This is a genomic window from Sediminibacillus halophilus (assembly GCF_900103695.1).
In the GTDB taxonomy this organism is placed as follows: Bacteria; Bacillota; Bacilli; order Bacillales; family Amphibacillaceae; genus Sediminibacillus; species Sediminibacillus halophilus.
The window spans coordinates 672,504-690,699 of sequence record NZ_FNHF01000001.1 but is presented as its reverse complement, the minus strand read 5'-3'; the positions used below and the strand labels follow the sequence as shown (position 1 = coordinate 690,699).

At 42.6% G+C, this 18,196-nt stretch carries 18 protein-coding genes, 1 tRNA gene and 1 pseudogene; 13 read left to right on the top strand and 7 right to left on the bottom strand.

All coding sequences use genetic code 11. The features are described from left to right. Nucleotides 1-71: 71 nt before the first annotated feature. The 3 genes from selD to BLR82_RS20920 form a co-directional block, all read right to left on the bottom strand. Nucleotides 72-1,121, bottom strand: coding sequence for a selenide, water dikinase SelD (selD, locus tag BLR82_RS03560; protein WP_139186880.1), 1,050 nt, complete (start codon nt 1,119-1,121; stop codon nt 72-74). A gap of 67 nt (nt 1,122-1,188) precedes the next feature. Next, nucleotides 1,189-2,181 carry a glycosyltransferase gene (locus BLR82_RS03555; RefSeq protein WP_074597609.1) on the bottom strand — a complete coding sequence of 331 codons (993 nt, stop codon included), beginning with the start codon at nt 2,179-2,181 and terminating at the stop codon, nt 1,189-1,191. A 186-nt stretch (nt 2,182-2,367) separates the two neighbouring features. After that, nucleotides 2,368-2,464 (bottom strand) — tRNA-Sec (locus tag BLR82_RS20920). 148 nt (nt 2,465-2,612) lie between these two features. Here BLR82_RS20920 and BLR82_RS20710 point away from each other — a divergent pair. The 6 genes and pseudogenes from BLR82_RS20710 (at nt 2,613) to BLR82_RS03520 (ending at nt 7,943) form a co-directional block, all read left to right on the top strand. Next, on the top strand, nt 2,613-2,762 hold the full coding sequence (locus tag BLR82_RS20710) for a YfhD family protein (protein WP_139186879.1): 150 nt from the start codon (nt 2,613-2,615) through the stop codon (nt 2,760-2,762). Nucleotides 2,763-3,135: 373 nt separating this feature from the next. Further along, nucleotides 3,136-5,043: a selenocysteine-specific translation elongation factor gene (selB, locus tag BLR82_RS03540; RefSeq protein ID WP_342721092.1), complete on the top strand. Its 1,908-nt coding sequence runs from the start codon at nt 3,136-3,138 to the stop codon at nt 5,041-5,043. Nucleotides 5,044-5,137: 94 nt separating this feature from the next. Further along, a pseudogene (locus tag BLR82_RS21535) lies at nt 5,138-5,326 on the top strand (Rdx family protein); the annotation flags it as partial. Between the two features lie 138 nt (nt 5,327-5,464). Then, a complete protein-coding gene (gene selA, locus BLR82_RS03530; protein WP_074598254.1) occupies nt 5,465-6,880 on the top strand; it encodes an L-seryl-tRNA(Sec) selenium transferase in 1,416 nt (471 codons plus the stop codon). A 68-nt stretch (nt 6,881-6,948) separates the two neighbouring features. After that, nucleotides 6,949-7,470, top strand: coding sequence for a DsbA family oxidoreductase (locus BLR82_RS03525; protein ID WP_074597607.1), 522 nt, complete (start codon nt 6,949-6,951; stop codon nt 7,468-7,470). 263 nt (nt 7,471-7,733) lie between these two features. Continuing rightward, nucleotides 7,734-7,943 carry a hypothetical protein gene (locus BLR82_RS03520; protein WP_074597606.1) on the top strand — a complete coding sequence of 70 codons (210 nt, stop codon included), beginning with the start codon at nt 7,734-7,736 and terminating at the stop codon, nt 7,941-7,943. Nucleotides 7,944-7,974: 31 nt separating this feature from the next. On the opposite strand, the gene BLR82_RS03515 is transcribed toward BLR82_RS03520, so the two are convergent. Both BLR82_RS03515 and BLR82_RS03510 read right to left on the bottom strand, forming a co-directional pair. Then, nucleotides 7,975-8,532: a GNAT family N-acetyltransferase gene (locus BLR82_RS03515; protein WP_074597605.1), complete on the bottom strand. Its 558-nt coding sequence runs from the start codon at nt 8,530-8,532 to the stop codon at nt 7,975-7,977. Between the two features lie 304 nt (nt 8,533-8,836). Continuing rightward, nucleotides 8,837-9,628 (bottom strand): DUF3298 and DUF4163 domain-containing protein, encoded by a 792-nt coding sequence (locus tag BLR82_RS03510; protein WP_074597604.1) that lies wholly within the window; start codon nt 9,626-9,628, stop codon nt 8,837-8,839. Nucleotides 9,629-9,780: 152 nt separating this feature from the next. On the opposite strand from BLR82_RS03510, the gene BLR82_RS03505 reads away from it, so the two are divergent. Beyond that, on the top strand, nt 9,781-10,218 hold the full coding sequence (locus tag BLR82_RS03505) for a GNAT family N-acetyltransferase (protein WP_074597603.1): 438 nt from the start codon (nt 9,781-9,783) through the stop codon (nt 10,216-10,218). 18 nt (nt 10,219-10,236) lie between these two features. Here BLR82_RS03505 and BLR82_RS03500 read toward each other — a convergent pair whose 3' ends face one another. Beyond that, a complete protein-coding gene (locus tag BLR82_RS03500) occupies nt 10,237-10,722 on the bottom strand; it encodes a GNAT family N-acetyltransferase (protein WP_074597602.1) in 486 nt (161 codons plus the stop codon). 743 nt (nt 10,723-11,465) lie between these two features. On the opposite strand from BLR82_RS03500, the gene BLR82_RS03490 reads away from it, so the two are divergent. From BLR82_RS03490 to BLR82_RS03470, 4 genes are all read left to right on the top strand, one after another. After that, nucleotides 11,466-11,669 carry a helix-turn-helix transcriptional regulator gene (locus BLR82_RS03490; RefSeq protein ID WP_074597600.1) on the top strand — a complete coding sequence of 68 codons (204 nt, stop codon included), beginning with the start codon at nt 11,466-11,468 and terminating at the stop codon, nt 11,667-11,669. A gap of 313 nt (nt 11,670-11,982) precedes the next feature. Beyond that, complete coding sequence (gene fabI, locus BLR82_RS03480; RefSeq protein ID WP_074597598.1) at nt 11,983-12,762, top strand: enoyl-ACP reductase FabI; 780 nt, start codon at nt 11,983-11,985, stop codon at nt 12,760-12,762. 335 nt (nt 12,763-13,097) lie between these two features. After that, entirely contained in the window at nt 13,098-13,325 is a 228-nt protein-coding gene (locus tag BLR82_RS21590; RefSeq protein ID WP_074597597.1) for a polysaccharide deacetylase family protein, read from the top strand. A 310-nt stretch (nt 13,326-13,635) separates the two neighbouring features. Continuing rightward, entirely contained in the window at nt 13,636-14,376 is a 741-nt protein-coding gene (locus tag BLR82_RS03470) for a CAP domain-containing protein (protein WP_074597596.1), read from the top strand. A gap of 42 nt (nt 14,377-14,418) precedes the next feature. On the opposite strand, the gene BLR82_RS03465 is transcribed toward BLR82_RS03470, so the two are convergent. After that, the gene (locus tag BLR82_RS03465; RefSeq protein WP_074597595.1) at nt 14,419-16,131 is read right to left on the bottom strand and encodes a BCCT family transporter; all 1,713 of its coding nucleotides are present in this window, start codon (nt 16,129-16,131) and stop codon (nt 14,419-14,421) included. A gap of 742 nt (nt 16,132-16,873) precedes the next feature. On the opposite strand from BLR82_RS03465, the gene BLR82_RS03455 reads away from it, so the two are divergent. Both BLR82_RS03455 and BLR82_RS03450 read left to right on the top strand, forming a co-directional pair. Beyond that, nucleotides 16,874-17,812 (top strand): glycosyltransferase family 2 protein, encoded by a 939-nt coding sequence (locus tag BLR82_RS03455; RefSeq protein ID WP_074597593.1) that lies wholly within the window; start codon nt 16,874-16,876, stop codon nt 17,810-17,812. Next, nucleotides 17,812-18,186, top strand: a complete 375-nt coding sequence (locus BLR82_RS03450) for a GtrA family protein (protein ID WP_083334685.1) — start codon at nt 17,812-17,814, stop codon at nt 18,184-18,186. The genes BLR82_RS03455 and BLR82_RS03450 overlap by 1 nt, the downstream gene beginning before the upstream one ends. The last annotated feature ends 10 nt before the right edge of the window (nt 18,187-18,196 follow it).

Below are 18,196 nucleotides of genomic sequence, written 5' to 3'. Positions count from 1 at the left end.
CGGCTGTTTTTAAATTGCATTCAAGAAGAAAAAGGACTCTTTTGAGCCCTTTTTCCCTAGAAACAGAAAATTTATACCACAGAAATTCGTCCACAGTTTTCGCTGGTGACGTCACCGATTATTGCTGACGGAACATTACTGTTTTGCAGTTTTTGTTCTAATTCGTCAGCTTCGGATGCAGGAACAGAGATCAGCAATCCGCCAGATGTGACAGCATCACAAAGGATCAGTTGATCCAGTTCACTTATTTGATCACTGTAGTCAATGCATTCGGCCAGCCATTTATGATTCTTTTTTGAACCTCCAGGGATGACCTTCTTTTCCGCCAGCTCTTTTGTACGGGAAAGAAGCGGTACTTTGTCGTAATGAATCGTGATGCCGACATCACTGCCCTCGGCAATCTCCCTTGTATGGCCAAGCAATCCAAATCCAGTGACATCCGTGCAAGCATGGACGGTATGGTTCTCCATCGCTTCGGCTGCATATTTATTTAAAGCAGCCATCACTTCCATCACTTCATTGGTTGTCTCGTCGTCCAGCAAGCCGTTTTTGATGGCGGTTGTTAAAATCCCGACACCGATAGGTTTGGTGAGAATCAGCTTGTCACCAGGCTTTGCGCCGACATTTGCGCGTATCTTTTCAGGATGGACTGTACCGGTGACCGATAAGCCAAATTTAGGTTCCTGGTCATCGATCGAATGGCCGCCGACCAATACAGCTCCTGATTCATTCACTTTATCAGATGAACCGGCAAGAATATCAGCAAGAATGCTTTTATCCAAATCATTGATCGGAAATCCGACAATGTTCATCACTGTTATCGGCTTGCCACCCATTGCATAAACATCGCTCAATGCGTTTGCGGCTGCAATCTGTCCAAACATATAGGGATCATCCACGATGGGAGTAAAATAATCCAAAGTTTGTACAAGGGCTGTCTCATCATTGATTTTATAAACACCTGCATCGTCTGACGTTTCTAAACCGACGAGCAGATTTGGATCTGGTACGGATTTTGGTAAGTGACGCAGCACCTGCGTCAGGTCCTCAGGACCAATTTTGCATCCTCAGCCACCTTTGCTGGATAAAGAAGTTAATTTTACTATTTCTTCTTTAGACATTTTCTCACACTCCTTTAAAATACTTTAAGAAATGAGTTGCTGCCTTCTAAATATTCCACTCTGTAAATTACGAGAGTTGTTTATAAATTTCCAGCAGTTTTTTAGCCTCTTGCTGACTGGAGTGGGATTCTGAAATATAGTGGGCAGCAGCTTGTCCTATGGACTGTCTTAAATGGTTATTATTCATGATTTTTTCCGCATAAGCAAGAAATTCGTTTTCGTTATGGTAAATAAATCCATTTTCTTCGTGGGAGACTATACTACGATTCCCTTGGTTATCCGAAACTAAAACAGGTATTCCGACAGCCATTGCTTCCAATATTGCCGATGGCTGTCCCTCAGCAATCGATGTATTTAGCAGAACATCGGCCGACCGATAAATGCTTCCCATTTTTTCATGATCTATTTGTCCAAGATAGCTGACCCAATGGTTGTTTTCGGCGACCAATTTTTCAACTGCACTTCCTTCTTCTTCTTCCAGGATAGGGCCGACCAGTGCCAAACGAATAGTTGGGTAATCGCTGTGCAGCTTTTTCATCATCTGGATTGCTGCCGGTACATTCTTAACTTTTCTTATACCTGCTGGAAGGACAAACAGGGTGGTACCTGGTTCCTTTTCGTACTTATCACCATCACTTTGAAACTCATCAGTACCTTGGGGAATTACGTGGATTTTTTCAGCGATTCCAGGGATTTCTTTTAACAGGGTGGACCTTGCTTCTTTGTTAAATACGTGAATAGCACTTGCTCCTGTTAAAGAAGCAATCGTATCAGCTCTGGTCGTGTCCTCATATAAGTAATAGCTTAGGTCCGTCCCAGTAATGGTGATCATATATGTTTTAGGTTTATCCCGAAGCTGTTTCAAAAACTGATAAAAACGATAGGCGTGAAAACCGTGTAACAAATCTGCAGCAGGTAAATCCTTTTGTTGATTTTCAGACGTAATCGATACGATTTCCGTTTGTATATTCAATTTATGCAACGCCTTCGATATTCGCTGAACTGTAACCGTATTTCCACGTTGTTGATGATAATTTGGTGTTGCGAGGATTACCTTCATCGTACACATCCTTTAATAAAAACTGATATTGGCGATAAAGAAGTGAAGAATTGTTCATACGTCACCATCCTTAGGGAAGCTATAAGCTTAGGATGGAAAATGGATGTTGTGCTTACCTTACCCGGAATAGCAAATAATAAGCCGCAATTCTTTAAGTGGAATTGCGGCAGAGCTTTCCTTATGTATTGGCGGGACTGTGTGGGAATCGAACCCACCGGAGACGGCACGCGCCTCCCTCAGGGTTTTGAAGACCCAGGGGGACACCAGTCACCCATCCAGCCCCATCAGTCATTATCGCCAAGCCTCACCAAGTTTATAATGATTTTCCTGCAGGTGCAAGTACAAAGTCTCAGTAGTTTTTACCAGCTTACATTGGAATGAGGGGAGAGGCAAATACTATGCTGGATACTGTTTGAAAAGAGGTGGAAAGAATGGGAAGAGATGAACATCGTCATTCAAGAGGGAAAAACAAAGTGAAATTACCTCAAACACCAGCATATGAAAAAGACCGGACCGGAGTCGATATCGAAATGTCAAAAAACCCCCGCGTTCAATTCGGCATAAACGAAGAAGACAAATAACCCCCCGGGGTCAGTCCCCCTACTCCCAATAAACGCAATATTTATTAGGCAAAGCGGTGGAAGGGGACTGACCCCAAAATCATTAAAATCTTCATATCACGAGGTTCTTGGTTGTTAATGGACAGACCTCGAAAGTATTGGAACGTGCACATAAAACGTTGGGGTTAAAAGGTTTTACGTGCTAAGCCAAGGTAACGCATTTTTATAAAATACCAGTGAGGGACTGACCCCCAAAATGGTCGACAAGAGGAACACCTTTGTTAGGAAGTTGAAGAGGGACTGTCCCCCTCCTAGTTTTAATTCTTTCTGCTTGAATCACGGGCTTTAGATGATTACAGTTAGAAGTACCATGACAGAATGAAAGAGGGTGGGGATGATGGGCGATACTTACTATACAATCGGCATGGCTGGTCATATTGATCATGGCAAAACTACCTTGACCAAGGCGCTGACCAATGTCGATACAGATCGGCTGAAAGAAGAAAAAGAACGCAGTATTTCGATCGAAGCGGGGTATGCCCCTTTACATACAGAGGATGGAACGCACGTGTCCATTGTTGATGTTCCTGGCCATGAACGGTTTATCCGCCAAATGATAGCCGGCGTTGCTGGGATCGATTTGGTTGTCCTTGTGGTAGCTGCTGACGAGGGAGTGATGCCACAGACACAGGAACACTTGGAAATTCTTCAATTTCTCGGCATTAAAAGATGCTTGGTTGCTGTTACCAAAATCGACCGGGTGGACGAAGAACTCCAGGAATTGGTAGGAAGCGATATAAAGGAAGCATTGTCAGGCACGATTTTCTCAGAGGCTGAGATGGTATATGTGGACAGTGTTTCTGGAAAGGGAGTGGAAGAACTTCGGTCAGCCATATTCTCCGCTTTGAAGCAAGTAGAATTCAGGGACAGGTTTGGCTCATTCCGTCTGCCGATCGATCAGGTTTTCACTGTTCAGGGACAAGGTACGATTGTTAGAGGAACCATCTACGAAGGCGTGATACACCAAGGCAGTTCATTAACGGTTTTGCCTGCAGGGAAAAAGGTCCGGGCACGTACTATTCAGGTACATCATGAAGATGTACAGGAAGCAAGAGCAGGACAGCGGACTGCAGTAAATATTACAGGCATGGACCGTGAGCAAGTCAACAGAGGAGATGTTTTAGTTGCATCTAACCATTTCCTGGTAAGCAAGACAATTGATGTGGCAGTCCGACTAGTGGATGATATGCAACATCCGATTAAACAGAGGGCTCCCATCAAATTACATATTGGAACATCAGAGGTGATGGGGAAAATAGTGTTCTTCGATCGGAACGAAGCCCAAACCTCACAGGATGAGATACTTTGTCAACTGCGATTGGAGGGGGAAGTTGTCGTACGTCGGGGGGACCGCTTCATTATCCGCCGGCCAACCCCTGTGGAGACGATCGGCGGCGGCTGGGTAATCGATCCGAAAGGAGAAAAATACCGATTTGGTGCAAAAACGGCTGAAATGCTGGAACAGAAAAAGGCAGGTACACCAGAAGATTTGATTGCAGCAGTACTAAACGAACATACCCTCTTGAATGAGCAACAAATCATTCAGTATACCTCTTTAGATAAATCTGTCGTTTCCACTGCCTTGAACAGAGGTATTCAATCGAAACGGTTTATCCCGGCTGAAAAAAAGTTCGTTTTAACGAGTACCTTTGAGAAAGGGAAAAATGAGATAGAAGAAATTGTGGTAAACTATCAACTGCAGCATCCGATGCGGCCAGGAGTTAACAAAGCGGAATTACGTCAAAACCTTCAGGACACTTTTCCAAAATCGTTTATCGATTTTGTTATAACTGAAATGTTAGAACTAGGAATAATAAACCAACAGGAACAGTATTTATCCACCGCGGATTTTCGCCAACACTTGCCCCCGCGTTGGAAAGCGAGATTGGATGAAATTATTGGCCAGCTTAAAGAAGATGGACTGCAAGTAAGGAAATGGGAAGAATACTTTGTTGGTACTCCTCTTCCTGAAGCGATGATTGGAGAATTAAAAAGTTATTTGCTGCAAACCGAACAGGCCTATGCACTTACTGATGATATGATTATTGATCAGCAAGTGTTCTTAGAGGCCGTTAAAAAGCTGCGTAAGATGACGGATGAAACGTTTGGGCTGCAAGATGTGAAGAGAGCGTGGGATGTTTCAAGGAAATATATGATACCGCTGCTCGAATTGCTTGATCAATGGGGATGGACCACTCGGGAAGAAGGCAACCGTCGATGGCTTCTTTCGGAAAATCGCTGAAACATTTTTCGAGCAGTAAATATAAGAACAAGGGGGCGGGAAATTGAAATACCAGGTATCGATTGCATTCTGCATGCAGTGAAATTATGCGCCAAAAGCCGCAAGTTTTGCGGAACAACTATTTACTCACTATCGAACTTCGATTACATCCCTGCAAATGGTACCTAGTTCTGGGGGAGCATTTGAGCTCTCTGTGAATGGGGAATTGTTGCATTCAAAGTTGGATTCAGGAGTTTACCCTCAACTGGAGGAAATAATCGATAAAATGGATAAGTTAAAATAAAGTAAAAGGGGCCAGCAACAATGTGGCTCTTTTTCTATTTGAATCACGGAATCCGTAATCGAATTAATGGGTTTAAGAGCCATTTTCAGGCTATAATGGGAATAAAATTACATGTTAGAAAAAATGGAGGCAGAAGATATGAAACATTTGCTGCGAGAACTTCCGCCGGTTCATGAATTTCAGCAGCATCCGAAATTCCAATACCTCACTGTTCAATCCGGATTCCCGGAAGAAGAAGTCACCAGCAACATAAAAGCTGAATTGGCCGAATTGCGAAAGGCGTTACTGGATGGCACCAACCCGCTCGAAGAGGCCGCTGGGCAAAGTTTCACAGAATACATATGGCAAAACACTGAAAAACGCTTAGAGCGCTTTCATCAGGACAGGCTTCGTCCAGTAATCAATGCAACTGGAACCGTATTGCATACCAATCTTGGCAGAGCACGTCTTAGTTCAGAAGCAATCGACCATGTAAAGCAGGTCGCAGTCAACTACTCCAATCTGGAATATGACATTGACGAAGGTAAAAGGGGTTCACGCCATGATATTCTGGAGGATTTACTCGTGAAGTTAACGGGAGCAGAGGCAGCCATGGTCGTTAACAACAATGCAGCTGCAGTCTTTCTCGTATTACGGGCATTAGCCAAAGAGAAAAATGTAATTGTTTCCCGTGGACAATTAGTCGAAATAGGAGGATCATTCCGTGTCTCATCTATCATGGAAGAAAGCGGAGCGAATTTGGTGGAAGTCGGTACGACGAATAAAACGCATTTATATGACTATCAGAACGCTGTAGATGAAGAAACAGGCATGATTTTAAAGGTTCATACAAGCAATTTTAAGACGGTTGGTTTTACAGATTCCGTCAGTACCAAAGATTTGGCGGAATGGAAGAGCCATTACCCTGATATCATTTTTTACGAGGATTTAGGAAGCGGTGCGTTATATGATTTTAGAGCAGAGGGAATCGGTGATGAGCCAATTATAAAAGAGGTCATCAAAGAGGGGGCGGATTTAGTATCTTTCAGTGGCGATAAGCTTTTGGGTGGGCCACAGGCGGGAATCATAGCTGGAAAGCGGGAATTGATTCAACGGTTAAAAAAGCATCAGCTTGCACGGGTTCTTCGTGTTGATAAAATGACGTTTGCTGGATTGGAAAAAACGCTGCGTGCATATATATCCGGAACAGCAGTACAACAATTGCCAACTGTCCGGGATATTGTCAAACGGCCGGAAACAATCAAAAAACAAGCGGAAATGATGATCGGACGACTAGAAGCTAAACTTCCATATCTTGCGTTCGAAATGATGGAGGACGCTTCGCAAATCGGCGGAGGTACGATGCCTGCTGTTGAGTTACCAACCTATGTGATTGCTATAACTAGTACAAAAGTTTCTGCGCAGCAGTTAGCAGACACCTTGCGGTTGGGATCTCCGGCGATTATTGCCAGGATAAGGGGAGAAAAAGTACTGCTTGATTTTCGCACAGTCGCGCAGGAAGAGATGGAAGGTTTATACGAACAACTACTCCATTTATTGAAGGAGAAAAAATGATGACAGGAGGAAATCGAATGAACAAAAAAGTCATTGTTTTTTCAGATTTTTTATGACCTTTTTGCTTTATCGGGAAAATCCCGCTTGACCAGTTGGCCAAGGAACATGACATTGAAGTGGAGTGGAAGGCTTTTGAACTTCGACCAGAAGGAGAAGATACCCCTGATTATTCCCCAGAATATTATGAACAAGCTAAATCCAATGTGGAACAGATGTCCCGGCACTATGGAGTAGAAATGCGTTGGAACAACAAAAGTAAGCATTCTCGTCATGCATTGGAGGGAGCAAAATTTGCCCGCTTACACGGGAAGGAAAACGATTATCATGATGCCGTATTTAGGGCGCACTTCCAACAGGATAAAACCATCAATGACATTGACACGCTGGTAGAAATCGGGGAGGACATCGGACTCGATGGCGAAGCTCTACGTGAAGCTTTGCTTTCACGTCGGTATGAAAAGCAAGTGCTTGCTGATATACAATTAGCCAGGGAAATTGGTGTGACGGCCGTTCCTTGCTATATAGCTGGAACTAATGGGGTTATGGGCGCGCAATCTTATGATTCTTTGCTACAATTGCTGAATAAATAGTCAAATTACTTATTCGACTGCTTGTAGAGAAACTTTGTGTTTTTCTGCAAGCTTTTTTTCAGAGATTAGGCATCAAAAACTTTTCACTTCTGTATTCTTGCCTTCTCACAAGCTGATAGCAGCATTTGTGAAAGGCTTCGAGCGGTGCAAATCCTTCTATTCTTAACTTTTTCCTGGAGAAATGCAGGAAAATCCGGACTGGTATGGAATATATATGACTGGGATTCAATCAAATAGCAGATAATAGAAAAGCAGGTGGAAAGATGACATATATAATCGAAACAATGAAATTCCCAGTCGACAACTTTTTAGGAATGCTTCTGTATGTAGTATTGTTTATGGCAGGGGCAGCATTGCTTATAGGAATTCCGTTGCATTTCATTCCATATCAAGTCCCATATCCCGTTAAAAATGCTGCTATCGGAACGGCAGTTTTTATCGGTATTTTTATTTGGTGGCTGCTTATATTTTAAGAGGAACTGTTGCTTCGGGTACAAGTTCCCATCAGGTAGTTTTATTTTTTTGTTTCCACTCAGGTTGTAATAAGGAAAAAATTAACGCATCATGGGATTGTTTATTCTGGAATAAGTACCCTCTCAAGGTGCCCTCCTCCAAAAAACCTAATTTAAGCAGTAACTGATTGGAAGCATGGTTTTGTGGAAAAGTAACCGCGCCAATCCGATATAACCCGAGCTTTTCAAAACTGTATTCCATGATTTTGTTGATTGCCTCGGTAGTATAGCCCATTCTCCAAAAATCCGGATTTATTTCATAACCGATTTCTGCTTTTTTGCTATAGGTACTTAAGTTATTTAGTCCTGCAGTTCCAATAAACCGGTTGCTATCTTTTAAAATCAATCCCCAGCGAATGCCCCGGCCGCTTTTATAAGTCTCGTACAGCGAGTATATCATTTCTTCTGCTTGTTCCATGTTAACCAAGCTACTCATCCCATAATACCTGGTCACTTGATCATTGGACATAATATCAAAAAAACTAGAGGCATGTTTCTTCTTTATTTCCACTAAATGCAGTCGTTCCGTTTCTAATTCTGGGAAATCCATTTTTTATCCCGCCATTCTTAGTAATATTTCTATACAATGGATAAAGGTGTTTCCAATAGTATCCTAACTTTTTAAAAAATTCAATCACCATCGGTATTCTACATAGATAATCTTTCGATTCAATAGAATTAGCAGTGTATTTTATATAAACGGTAGAGTTAATAAAACAGCGATAAGAGATGTGAGGAACATTCTTTAACTCGCTGTAACGCGTAATATTTGAACAAAAATCTGCGAAAATCCTTTAAACAATAGGAAATGAAAAAACCAGAGCTCTGCTCCAGTTTTTATCATTTTTAATGGGTTACTCGGTTTTCAAGAGGCTAATATATTGTTCATGTAATTGTTCCTGCAAGGTCGACAGGGGAATGTGAAAGGCAGGCTCTCCCATATAACCAGGAGCGATCTCGTATTGAGCAAAAGCGATTACTAAGTTCCCGTTTTCTATATAGAAGGATTGGTCATCTGAGATACCTTGAAAGGCACTTGCCCCAGTAAAGAGGTCATCAGGGTGGAAATAGCTCCCCTCCTCTGCATTTTCCTGCTCTTTGATTTTCCGATGGATCTCCTGATCGATGGTTTCTCTGTAGTTACTGTTTTCTTTGAAAAGATCTTTAAGAACTAACTTTTGATTGGTTTTTAAGTCAATATTATAGTAATCGGTCGCTGTAATCCCGTGGGCACCACCCGTATAAGAATAAGTAGTTATCGTAAAGGATAAGATTTGATCTGTATTTTTAAGATTGTAATCAATCTTCAGTTCATAGGGATTAAATGGCCGGTTTTCCTGTATCGTGTCATTCTGAGCCTGTTTTGCCTGAACGATGATTTCTTTCTTCGCCTCCATGGCTTGTTTTTTTATGTCATTATTTAGTCTCTTTTCAAATTTCCGATCGGACAATCCGCTTATCACCGGTATATTTAAATCAATGGAAACAAAATCGGTTTTTTCCTGGATGACTTTGGCCCCGATGACAATACTCCCGCTGTCGGACTGATCGTTCTCTGATTCTGCTGATAGTGCCTCAGCTGGTTGTTGAAGTGCGGAAAACCAGCAAAGAAATGCAGCAGAAAATACTATCCAAGCTTTCTTCATATCATGTTACCTCCTGTTTTTTGATTAGCTTGCCATGTTTTATGACAATACATGCTTAAACAGAAAAATTGGCAGGAGATTATCAGTAAAAAAGCGAAGTAAATATCTAGTTTCCATACTATTGTAAATGAGAAAAAGGAGAAACAAGGGGAATGAAAGTAAAACAAATTGAACCTGAGCGTACATATTTATTACGTCATCAGATTTTACGGCCAAATCAATCTATACTTCAATGTCAATATCCAAATGATTTTCAGCAAGGGTCTTTCCATTTAGGGGCATACTTAGAGGGAGAATTAATCAGCATTGCTTCTTTTTATCCGGAAAAGCATCAAGCATTTTCAGAAACGAGGCAGTACCGTTTACGCGGGATGGCGACTTTGGAAGCGTACCGTAGTCAAAGGGCTGGAACTGCCTTGATTCAATATGGTGAATCATTGATGAAGCAAAAGTCGGCTTCCCTGTGGTGGTGCAACGCCCGGACTACCGTCAGCGATTATTACCTGAAAATGGGGATGGATTTTGAAGGAGAGGTATTCGATATCGAGCCCATCGGTCCCCACCGCCTAATGTTTAAGCGGCTGGGTTAGGCAGATACAGAGGGCCTGTTATAAAATCAACTGGTAAAACCAGACGTCTTGCCAACTTTCGAACTTGTAGCCGACCTCCTTAAAACTGCCGATGAATGAGAAGTGAAATTGCTCATGGAGCTTAATACTGGCGTCGTTTCCGGCAGTTATGCCGCTAATGACTGCATGGTATCCGAGTATTTTTGCCTCCCTAAGGATAGCTCCCATCAATGCTTTTCCAAAGCCTTTTCCCTGGTTGGCGGGATCCACATAGACTGAAAGCTCGCAGGTCCATTGGTAGGCGGGCTTGTCTCGATAAGCACTCAAACAACTATAACCCGCTACTCTTCCATCGTGCTCTGCAACGAGTAAGGGGTAGCGGCCACCGTATTTGGAAAACCACTGGATTCGTTGCTCAATTGTCTGTTTTTCCATATCAAACGTAGCGGTTGTATGTTCGATTGCATGATTGTATATCGTCAACAAAGAAGAAATATCTTCTTTGTTGGCTTTTCTTATAATCATTGGAACTCCTCCCGGGCGCATGTTTTATTGTCTTAGACTATTTTATAAAAGATTCATGTTTTGCACAAAAGATAGTTATTGCAACATAGCTTGAGAGTGCCTTCCTGTTTCCCTATATACATTGAGTTGCAGTGTGGCGCTGGGGAATATCCTGCGCTCTTGGGCCACTGGTAAGCCTCCTCGAGCTTTTGCTTTACGGGATTTCATCAGGATCTCTCTTTCTGCAGGACAGGTATTTTCGGTAAGACAAGTAATTGCAGTTCCAAGAAAGGCTGCGGCAGCGTTTCAGTACACGAAAGAAATTGGTTTGTTTTTCGAGTAGTCTTCGGACGCGTCTGTTCCAATGGGTGTCTTCACCGGTAAGGGGTTTCTTGCTTTTTGAGAAAAAAATGTCAGCAGAAGTGTTTTAAGATTTCTTTCTTATACAGAGAAATCTATTCCAACTGCGGAAAAATGCGAGACTCCTGTGGCCGGCTCTTTTTCAGCGAGGAGACTGAAGCGTGCCCCATCCCCACGAAAGCGAGAGGTTTTCCAAAGCACTGTATTCGCACTCATCCTGTAAAAGAGAGAATGTAGCCATAAAGGGATAGTTAGCAGTTTCTAACTAATACGCTAATTATCAAAGCGTGTATCGTATGAATGTAAAATGAGTTTGACATGAGGTTATCCTTGCTTTACACTACAATAAAATGTAAAACTTATTAGACATTTTAAGGGGAGTCCCGTTATACGGAGGCAGTAGTATGAAAAATACGATTCGAAGGATTAGAAAAAATAAAAAACTTTCGCAGGAAGAATTGGCAGGGAAGTGCGGTGTAACAAGACAAACAGTCAATGCAATTGAAAATAACAAATACGACCCGACTCTGGCGCTTGCCTTTAAATTGGCCTTCCATTTGGAGGTAACCGTTGATGAGTTATTCGAATTTCACTATGGAAAGGAGTAAATAGGAAATGCGAAAACCGGATGAAATGGAAAGGCATCACAATTATGTAGCATGCAGAAATGCTTTTGTATTTTATTCAATTGTCCTGCTTATTTGGTCATTTTGGAGTTTTATTGAAACCAGAGAGGTAGGATGGGAATTTATCACCCTCCTGATAGGTGTGGCTGTATTTTGGTTTACCAGATTATTCTTAGCACGCAAAACAGGTTAGCTGTAGTTGGGGGGGATGTCGATAAGCGTTTGTTCAAAAGGGGACTGTCTTTATTGATGAAATTTGTTATGATAATACGGAAACTACTTAATGGAGGAAATTATGGAAGATATATTACAGTTAAAAGACAAACATATTGTAGTAATGGGTGTGGCCAACGAACGCAGTCTTGCCTGGGGTGTGGCTAAATCACTGGCTAAGGCCGGGGCCAAGCTGACGTTTACATACCGTAAAGAACGCTCATACCAAAAATTGACGAGGCTTTTGGAAAAAAACGAACTAACGGCTGAATATGTCACTGTGTGCGACATTAATGAGGATGAGAGTATCAAAAATGCATTCGCTGATATCCATGAAAAGGCAGGCAGGATTGATGGCGTTGTACATTCGATTGCCTTCGCTCATGGAGAGGACTTGAAAGGGGCGTTTGTGGACACCTCTCGTAGTGGGTACGCTTTTGCTCAGGATACCAGCGCTTATTCGTTGATCGCTGTATCCAGGGAAGCGAAACCTTATATGACCGAAGGCGGAGCGATCATCACCATGAGCGCGTTAGGTGGAGAAAGAACACTGGAAGGGTATAAGGTGATGGGAGTTGCCAAAGCTGCTTTAGAATCTTCGGTGCGTTATTTGGCGTTGGATTTGGGAGCGGACGGGATAAGGGTCAATACGATTTCTGCTGGGCCGATCAGGACGCTGGCAGCAAAAGGGATCCCTGGCTTTAACGAAATGCTTCATGATATCGAATCAAGAGCGCCGCTTAAGCGAAATGTAACGCAAGAAGAAGTGGGAGACATGGCAGCAGTGATGATGAGTCCGCTGTCGAGAGGAGTGACGGGTGAAACCATCCATGTGGATGCCGGATATAATATAATGGCATAAGGTCAAAAAGTAAACACGAGACGTCTTTGTGAGAAATATTTTCTTGCAAAGGCGTTTTTTATATAAACAAGTATATTAAATGCACGTTTTAACTCGCTTTCCAGAAATGTACCCTGGCGGAGTGAGTAAAAGAGAGGAACAAGGCTATTTGGCATAGAAAAATGCCAGATGTGGACGGAACAGGCTAGAGGCTTATCGCCAACACGAGAAAAAGGAGAGGAAGAGGTTACCGTGCCAATTATTATCGGATTATAGAAGATGGGGAGATTGATCCATCAATCCCATTATGATAAACATGGGCAACTGTATGATTGAAGTCCGCCTTTGAGGAGCAGATGAAATTTCTACATGATCATGATTACACAACGTTGACGGTACTTCTATTTTTCCTTGTCATGCAAGGAAAAATAGAAGTACCGGGAAACACTGTTTTGCTTACTTTCGACGATGGATTTAAGGACAATTTTATAGAGGCGTACTCCATAATGGAAAAATATCGATTTAAAGCCGTTAATTTTTTGGTTTTTTGTTTCCAATCGAGAGGACAAATTCTCTTCGTATAAACACCAGTACTTCAGTCTGCCTGATTTGGGAAAAGCTGTGATGTATTTGACTTTCAAAGTCATACCTACAATTTTCATCACCGAAACAAACTGGGTACAGCTTTCCTCGAATCCAAGGAGCCAAATGAGATATAAGGGAGGACTACACCTAAGGGGGGTAACACGGATAAATAAGATAGTATTTCCGAAATCCCAAACAAATAAAATATGGTTGTGCTGGAAATCGTCTGTCGCTGTTTTTCAATAGTATATTTCGCATCGGTTGACAAATAGTAAATATGCCACAGTCTATTACAATGGAGGTCAACTGATGAAAAAAATGTTTGTTACTGTTGCAGCGGCCGTTGTCTTAAGTGGTTTAACTGGATGTAATACGAACAATCAGGAAGCACAAGACCCGAATAATGACGAAGGATTTCGCCAAGTCGGTTTTCAGGGTGGAAGGCAAAACGCCGGAAATCAGGATGATGCCAATGACAATGGACAATTCTTCCTCAACCCAGGTGGTCAGAGTCAATATCCCAACCTTAGAGAAAATCCACCGCTAAGACGAGAAAATGAGAATTTCCAACAGGACTTCAGACAGTTCAACCAAGGAAACGACCAACAGAATAACCGACAAAACAATCAACAAACAGATCGTCAGACCGGTGAAACGAACAATAATGCGAATAACAGTGACGTGCAGCAGGAAGTCATTCGGTTAACAAATGTCGAGAGACGTAATAATGGACTTCAGGAACTGAAAGCCGATGCGGATTTAACCGAAGTAGCACAGGAAAAATCGGAAGATATGTCCGAGAACAATTACTTTTCGCATACTTCGCCGACATATGGCTCTCCATTTGATATGATGCAGCAATATGATATTGATTATCAATCAGCAGCAGAAAACATTGCTTCAGGACAGCAATCAGCTGAGGCTGTGGTACAAGCATGGATGGATAGTCCAAGTCATCGGAAAAATATCCTGAATGGAGAACTGACCCATATTGGAGTCGGATTTGATTCCGATGGTAACTATTGGACACAAATGTTTATCCAAAAATAGCAAGAAAAGGGATTCACCGCAAATTGGTGAATCCCGCTTCGTTTAATCCTTCTTTCGTTTGCCGGTCGGTCCTTCCTCCTCCGAAAGCTCTTCCAATATCTCATCTTTCATTTCCGTTTTTACTTCTTGTTTGATTTCCTCATACATTTCATCGTACACTTCGGTTTTTACATCATCCAATAGCTCTTCTCTAAATTCCGTTTTTATTTTGGAAATCCGTCGTTTCCGTTTTCGATTGCCTTCAAGCTGTAGATCTTTACTGAACATCATCAGAATGGCAATTACCATCAACAGCATGATAATAGCAAACGGCAATGCGGCAATAATCGAAGCCGTCTGCAATGCATCTAAACCGCCACCTCCACTTAGGAGCAGCACACTGGCTGTCCCCGCAATTAGGAATCCCCAGACCAGCTTAGCTGCCATCGTTGGTGCCAAGCTTCCTTTGGAAGTCATGGCACCTAATACATAGGAAGCTGAATCCGCGGAGGTGATGAAAAAAATCAGGATTAACAAGATAGCAAGGACGTTGGTAATCATGCTAAGCGGAAGTTCCCCCAGCGTGGCGAACAACGCTAGTTCTACGTCACCGGTGACTAGTTCGGCTATTCCGCCAGATCCGAACATTTCTACATTCAATGCGGTGCCGCCAAAGGTAGTAAACCAGATAATCGCCAACAAGGAAGGAACAATCAATACACCGGCCATGAATTCTCGTATTGTTCTGCCTCGTGAAATCCTGGCGATGAATAATCCCATGAATGGAGCCCAGGAAATATGCCAGGCCCAGAAAAAAATGGTATTCGTGCCAAGCCATTCACTGTCGGAAAAAGGGGTCATTGTAAGACTCATCGGGATTAAATTCGAAATATAACCGCCCAATGTGGAAACAAAGTTCTCGGCGATAAACAATGTCGGCCCCACGATAATAACGAACAATAAGAGCAGTCCGGCCACGACAAGGTTCACATTGCTCAGCAATTTAATCCCTTTGTTAACGCCTTTTGCTGCTGAAATCATGAATAAGCAAGTGACAATTATGATAATCAAAATTTGGGTCCATGCATTGTTTGGAATGGAACTGATATAGGACAAGCCGCCTGTGATTTGCATCGCGCTGAGGCCGAATGTGGTCGCCACGCCGGTACAGGTAGCTAATACTGCCAGTATATCGATTGTTTTGCCAATCCAGCTGTCTGTTCTGTCACCAATTAATGGGTAAAACGCGGAACTAATTAAAGCGGGCCGATCTTTGCGGAATTGAACATAGGCAAGGGTCAAGGCAACAATGGAAAATATAGCCCACGGATGTAAGGCCCAGTGATAAACGCCATACCGGAGTCCTGCAATGGCCGCCTGTCTGGTCTCAGGTTGATAACCTACAGGTGTGTCCAAATAGTAGAGTACTGGTTCGGCAACTCCCCAGAAAACAAAACCGACACCAATTCCAGCAGCAAACAGCATACCGATCCAGGAGAACCAGGAATATTCCGGCCTGTCGTCTGGTTTTCCAAGACGTAGGCGTCCAAAAGGGCTGATTGCTAAAAAAATGACGAATAGGACAAAGAAAGCAGTGATCAACATATAAAACCAGCCGAAGCTTTCAATCATCCAGCTAAGTGCGTCACTCGCTGCCTCCTGCAGGGTGCTTGGAGAGGTTGCTCCCCATAAAACAAATAAAGCTACTAGAATTGTGGAGATGACAAATACAATTCCTGGTTTTTTTGTAGAATAAGAATAATTTTTTTCAGCCATGAAATTGATCTGCGCGCTATTAGCGCAGAGCCCCCCTTTCTTGTATTAGAAATAAAAACTGTGTTTGTTTTTGTCCAGCTTCAGCGCCTACCCCCTCGAGGTCTTAAGTCCACCCTCTGTGTGGCAAGAAACGCCACTCCGAGGCTGTTCTTAAGCTTGTCGGAGGCCCACACGATGTGGGTCATGCAGGCGTTGCCACAGGACGTGGCGGCTTTAGCCTGTACACCTTTAAACAGGCGCTTGCGCATTTCGAAGCCCAGCTTCAGCGCCTACCCCCTCGAGGTCTTAAGTCCACCCTCTGTGTGGCAAGAAACGCCACTCCGAGGCTGTTCTTAGGCTTGTCGGAGGCCCACACGATGTGGGTCATGCAGGCGTTGCCACAGGACGTGGCGGCTTTAGCCTGTTCACCTTTAAACAGGCGCTTGCGCATTTCTTTATAAATAGATTGTTTGGAAGTGTGTAAAATAAAATGTGTGTGCGTATCAGTGGATGATGGATCAATCTGATACGTCGATTATGTAGCACTGGTACTTTTAATACCCAAGGCGGCCAATAATAAAACCGTATCATTAATGAGACGCTAGTGTAAACGGTATGTTTTATTGATTTTTTTACTGTTTCTAGAGTTTGGATGTTGCTTGTAACTTTGGCCGGGTTTTATCATGGAAGGTAGAAGGGTATAGCATAATTGTCATAGAAACATCCCTTTTTGAGTGATGATTAAAATCGGAGGAACACGCATATGAATGACGCTTATTATTCTTTTTTAATCCCTTCCTATAATGAATCAGACAATATCCAGCTGATCCATGAAGCACTGAAGGAAGAATTGGGGAAAATAAACTGCAATTATGAAATTTTATTTGTAGATGATGGAAGTGAAGATGACACATTTAAGAAAATACATCAGCTGGCAAAAGACCATCCATCCGTAAAGTATGTTTCTTTCACAAGAAATTTTGGAAAGGAAGCAGCGTTGCTTGCCGGTCTTAGACATGCGCGAGGCGATGCGGTCATCATTATGGATGCCGACTTACAACATCCTACATATTTAATTGGAAATCTGATTGAGGGCTTTGAGGAAGGCTTCGACCAGGTTGTTGCCAAACGCAACCGTGATGGCGATTCAAGAATGCGTTCATTCTTGTCGAAAATTTACTATAAATGGATTGATCAAGTTGTCGATGTAAAACTGAAAGATGGAGAAGGGGACTTCCGTCTATTGAGCAGAAAAGCAGTGGAAGCGGTACTTGAGCTGTCCGAAGGAAACAGGTTTTCTAAAGGATTGTTTTCCTGGATCGGCTTTGATCAGAAGACAGTATATTACCGGAACCATATAAGGGGGAATGGAGATTCTAAATGGTCTTACAAAAAACTGATTAATTATGGAATAGAAGGAATCGTTTCCTTTAATCAAAAACCGCTCCGTGTCTGTCTGTATGGCGGGCTGATTATTATGTTCCTGGCTTTGCTTTATATTTTTGTCATGCTTGTCGAAATCATCCGCACAGGCATTGACGTTCCTGGCTACTTTTCGATTATCTCTTCTGTTTTGTTTCTGGGAGGGGTACAGTTGGTCAGTTTGGGGATCATCGGTGAATATGTCGGCCGAATTTATGCCGAAACGAAGCGCAGGCCGCATTATTTGATAAGAGATTCAAACATGGACAGGGATTTATGATGAACTGGATCAACAATGAGTTTACCCGTTTTGTAGTTGTCGGCGGACTGAACACGGTTAATTATTACTTGGTATATTTGCTTTGTTTTAATCTTTTAGATTGGCACTATTTAGTCTCGCATGTTTTGGGGTTCATTGTCAGTTTGGTGATTTCTTTTTTTCTAAATGTTTACTTCACCTATCGGGTAAAGCCGACGTTTTCCAAGTTTATACAATTCCCGTTGTCCCAACTAGCCAATATAACATTATCTTCTTGTTTAATGTATCTATTTGTCGATCTGCTTGGCTGGAATGGAAATGCAGCCCCGTTCGCTGCCCTGTTTATAACCGTGCCAGTCACATTTTTGATTACCGGAAAAATACTGAAAAAGTAATGGTGGCAGT

Bases quoted from the DNA above. Each gene is read 5' to 3' on its own strand.
- BLR82_RS03510 (WP_074597604.1), bottom strand. From the start codon at position 9,628: ATGAAGAAAGCTTGGATAGTATTTTCTGCTGCATTTCTTTGCTGGTTT.
- BLR82_RS03555 (WP_074597609.1), bottom strand. From the start codon at position 2,181: ATGAAGGTAATCCTCGCAACACCAAATTATCATCAACAACGTGGAAAT.
- BLR82_RS03505 (WP_074597603.1), top strand. From the start codon at position 9,781: ATGAAAGTAAAACAAATTGAACCTGAGCGTACATATTTATTACGTCAT.
- BLR82_RS03455 (WP_074597593.1), top strand. From the start codon at position 16,874: ATGAATGACGCTTATTATTCTTTTTTAATCCCTTCCTATAATGAATCA.
- BLR82_RS03500 (WP_074597602.1), bottom strand. From the start codon at position 10,722: ATGATTATAAGAAAAGCCAACAAAGAAGATATTTCTTCTTTGTTGACG.
- BLR82_RS03470 (WP_074597596.1), top strand. From the start codon at position 13,636: ATGAAAAAAATGTTTGTTACTGTTGCAGCGGCCGTTGTCTTAAGTGGT.
- selB (WP_342721092.1), top strand. From the start codon at position 3,136: ATGATGGGCGATACTTACTATACAATCGGCATGGCTGGTCATATTGAT.
- BLR82_RS03520 (WP_074597606.1), top strand. From the start codon at position 7,734: ATGACATATATAATCGAAACAATGAAATTCCCAGTCGACAACTTTTTA.
- BLR82_RS03490 (WP_074597600.1), top strand. From the start codon at position 11,466: ATGAAAAATACGATTCGAAGGATTAGAAAAAATAAAAAACTTTCGCAG.
- fabI (WP_074597598.1), top strand. From the start codon at position 11,983: ATGGAAGATATATTACAGTTAAAAGACAAACATATTGTAGTAATGGGT.
- BLR82_RS03450 (WP_083334685.1), top strand. From the start codon at position 17,812: ATGAACTGGATCAACAATGAGTTTACCCGTTTTGTAGTTGTCGGCGGA.
- selA (WP_074598254.1), top strand. From the start codon at position 5,465: ATGAAACATTTGCTGCGAGAACTTCCGCCGGTTCATGAATTTCAGCAG.
- BLR82_RS03465 (WP_074597595.1), bottom strand. From the start codon at position 16,131: ATGGCTGAAAAAAATTATTCTTATTCTACAAAAAAACCAGGAATTGTA.
- BLR82_RS03515 (WP_074597605.1), bottom strand. From the start codon at position 8,532: ATGGATTTCCCAGAATTAGAAACGGAACGACTGCATTTAGTGGAAATA.
- BLR82_RS21590 (WP_074597597.1), top strand. From the start codon at position 13,098: ATGAAATTTCTACATGATCATGATTACACAACGTTGACGGTACTTCTA.
- BLR82_RS20710 (WP_139186879.1), top strand. From the start codon at position 2,613: ATGGGAAGAGATGAACATCGTCATTCAAGAGGGAAAAACAAAGTGAAA.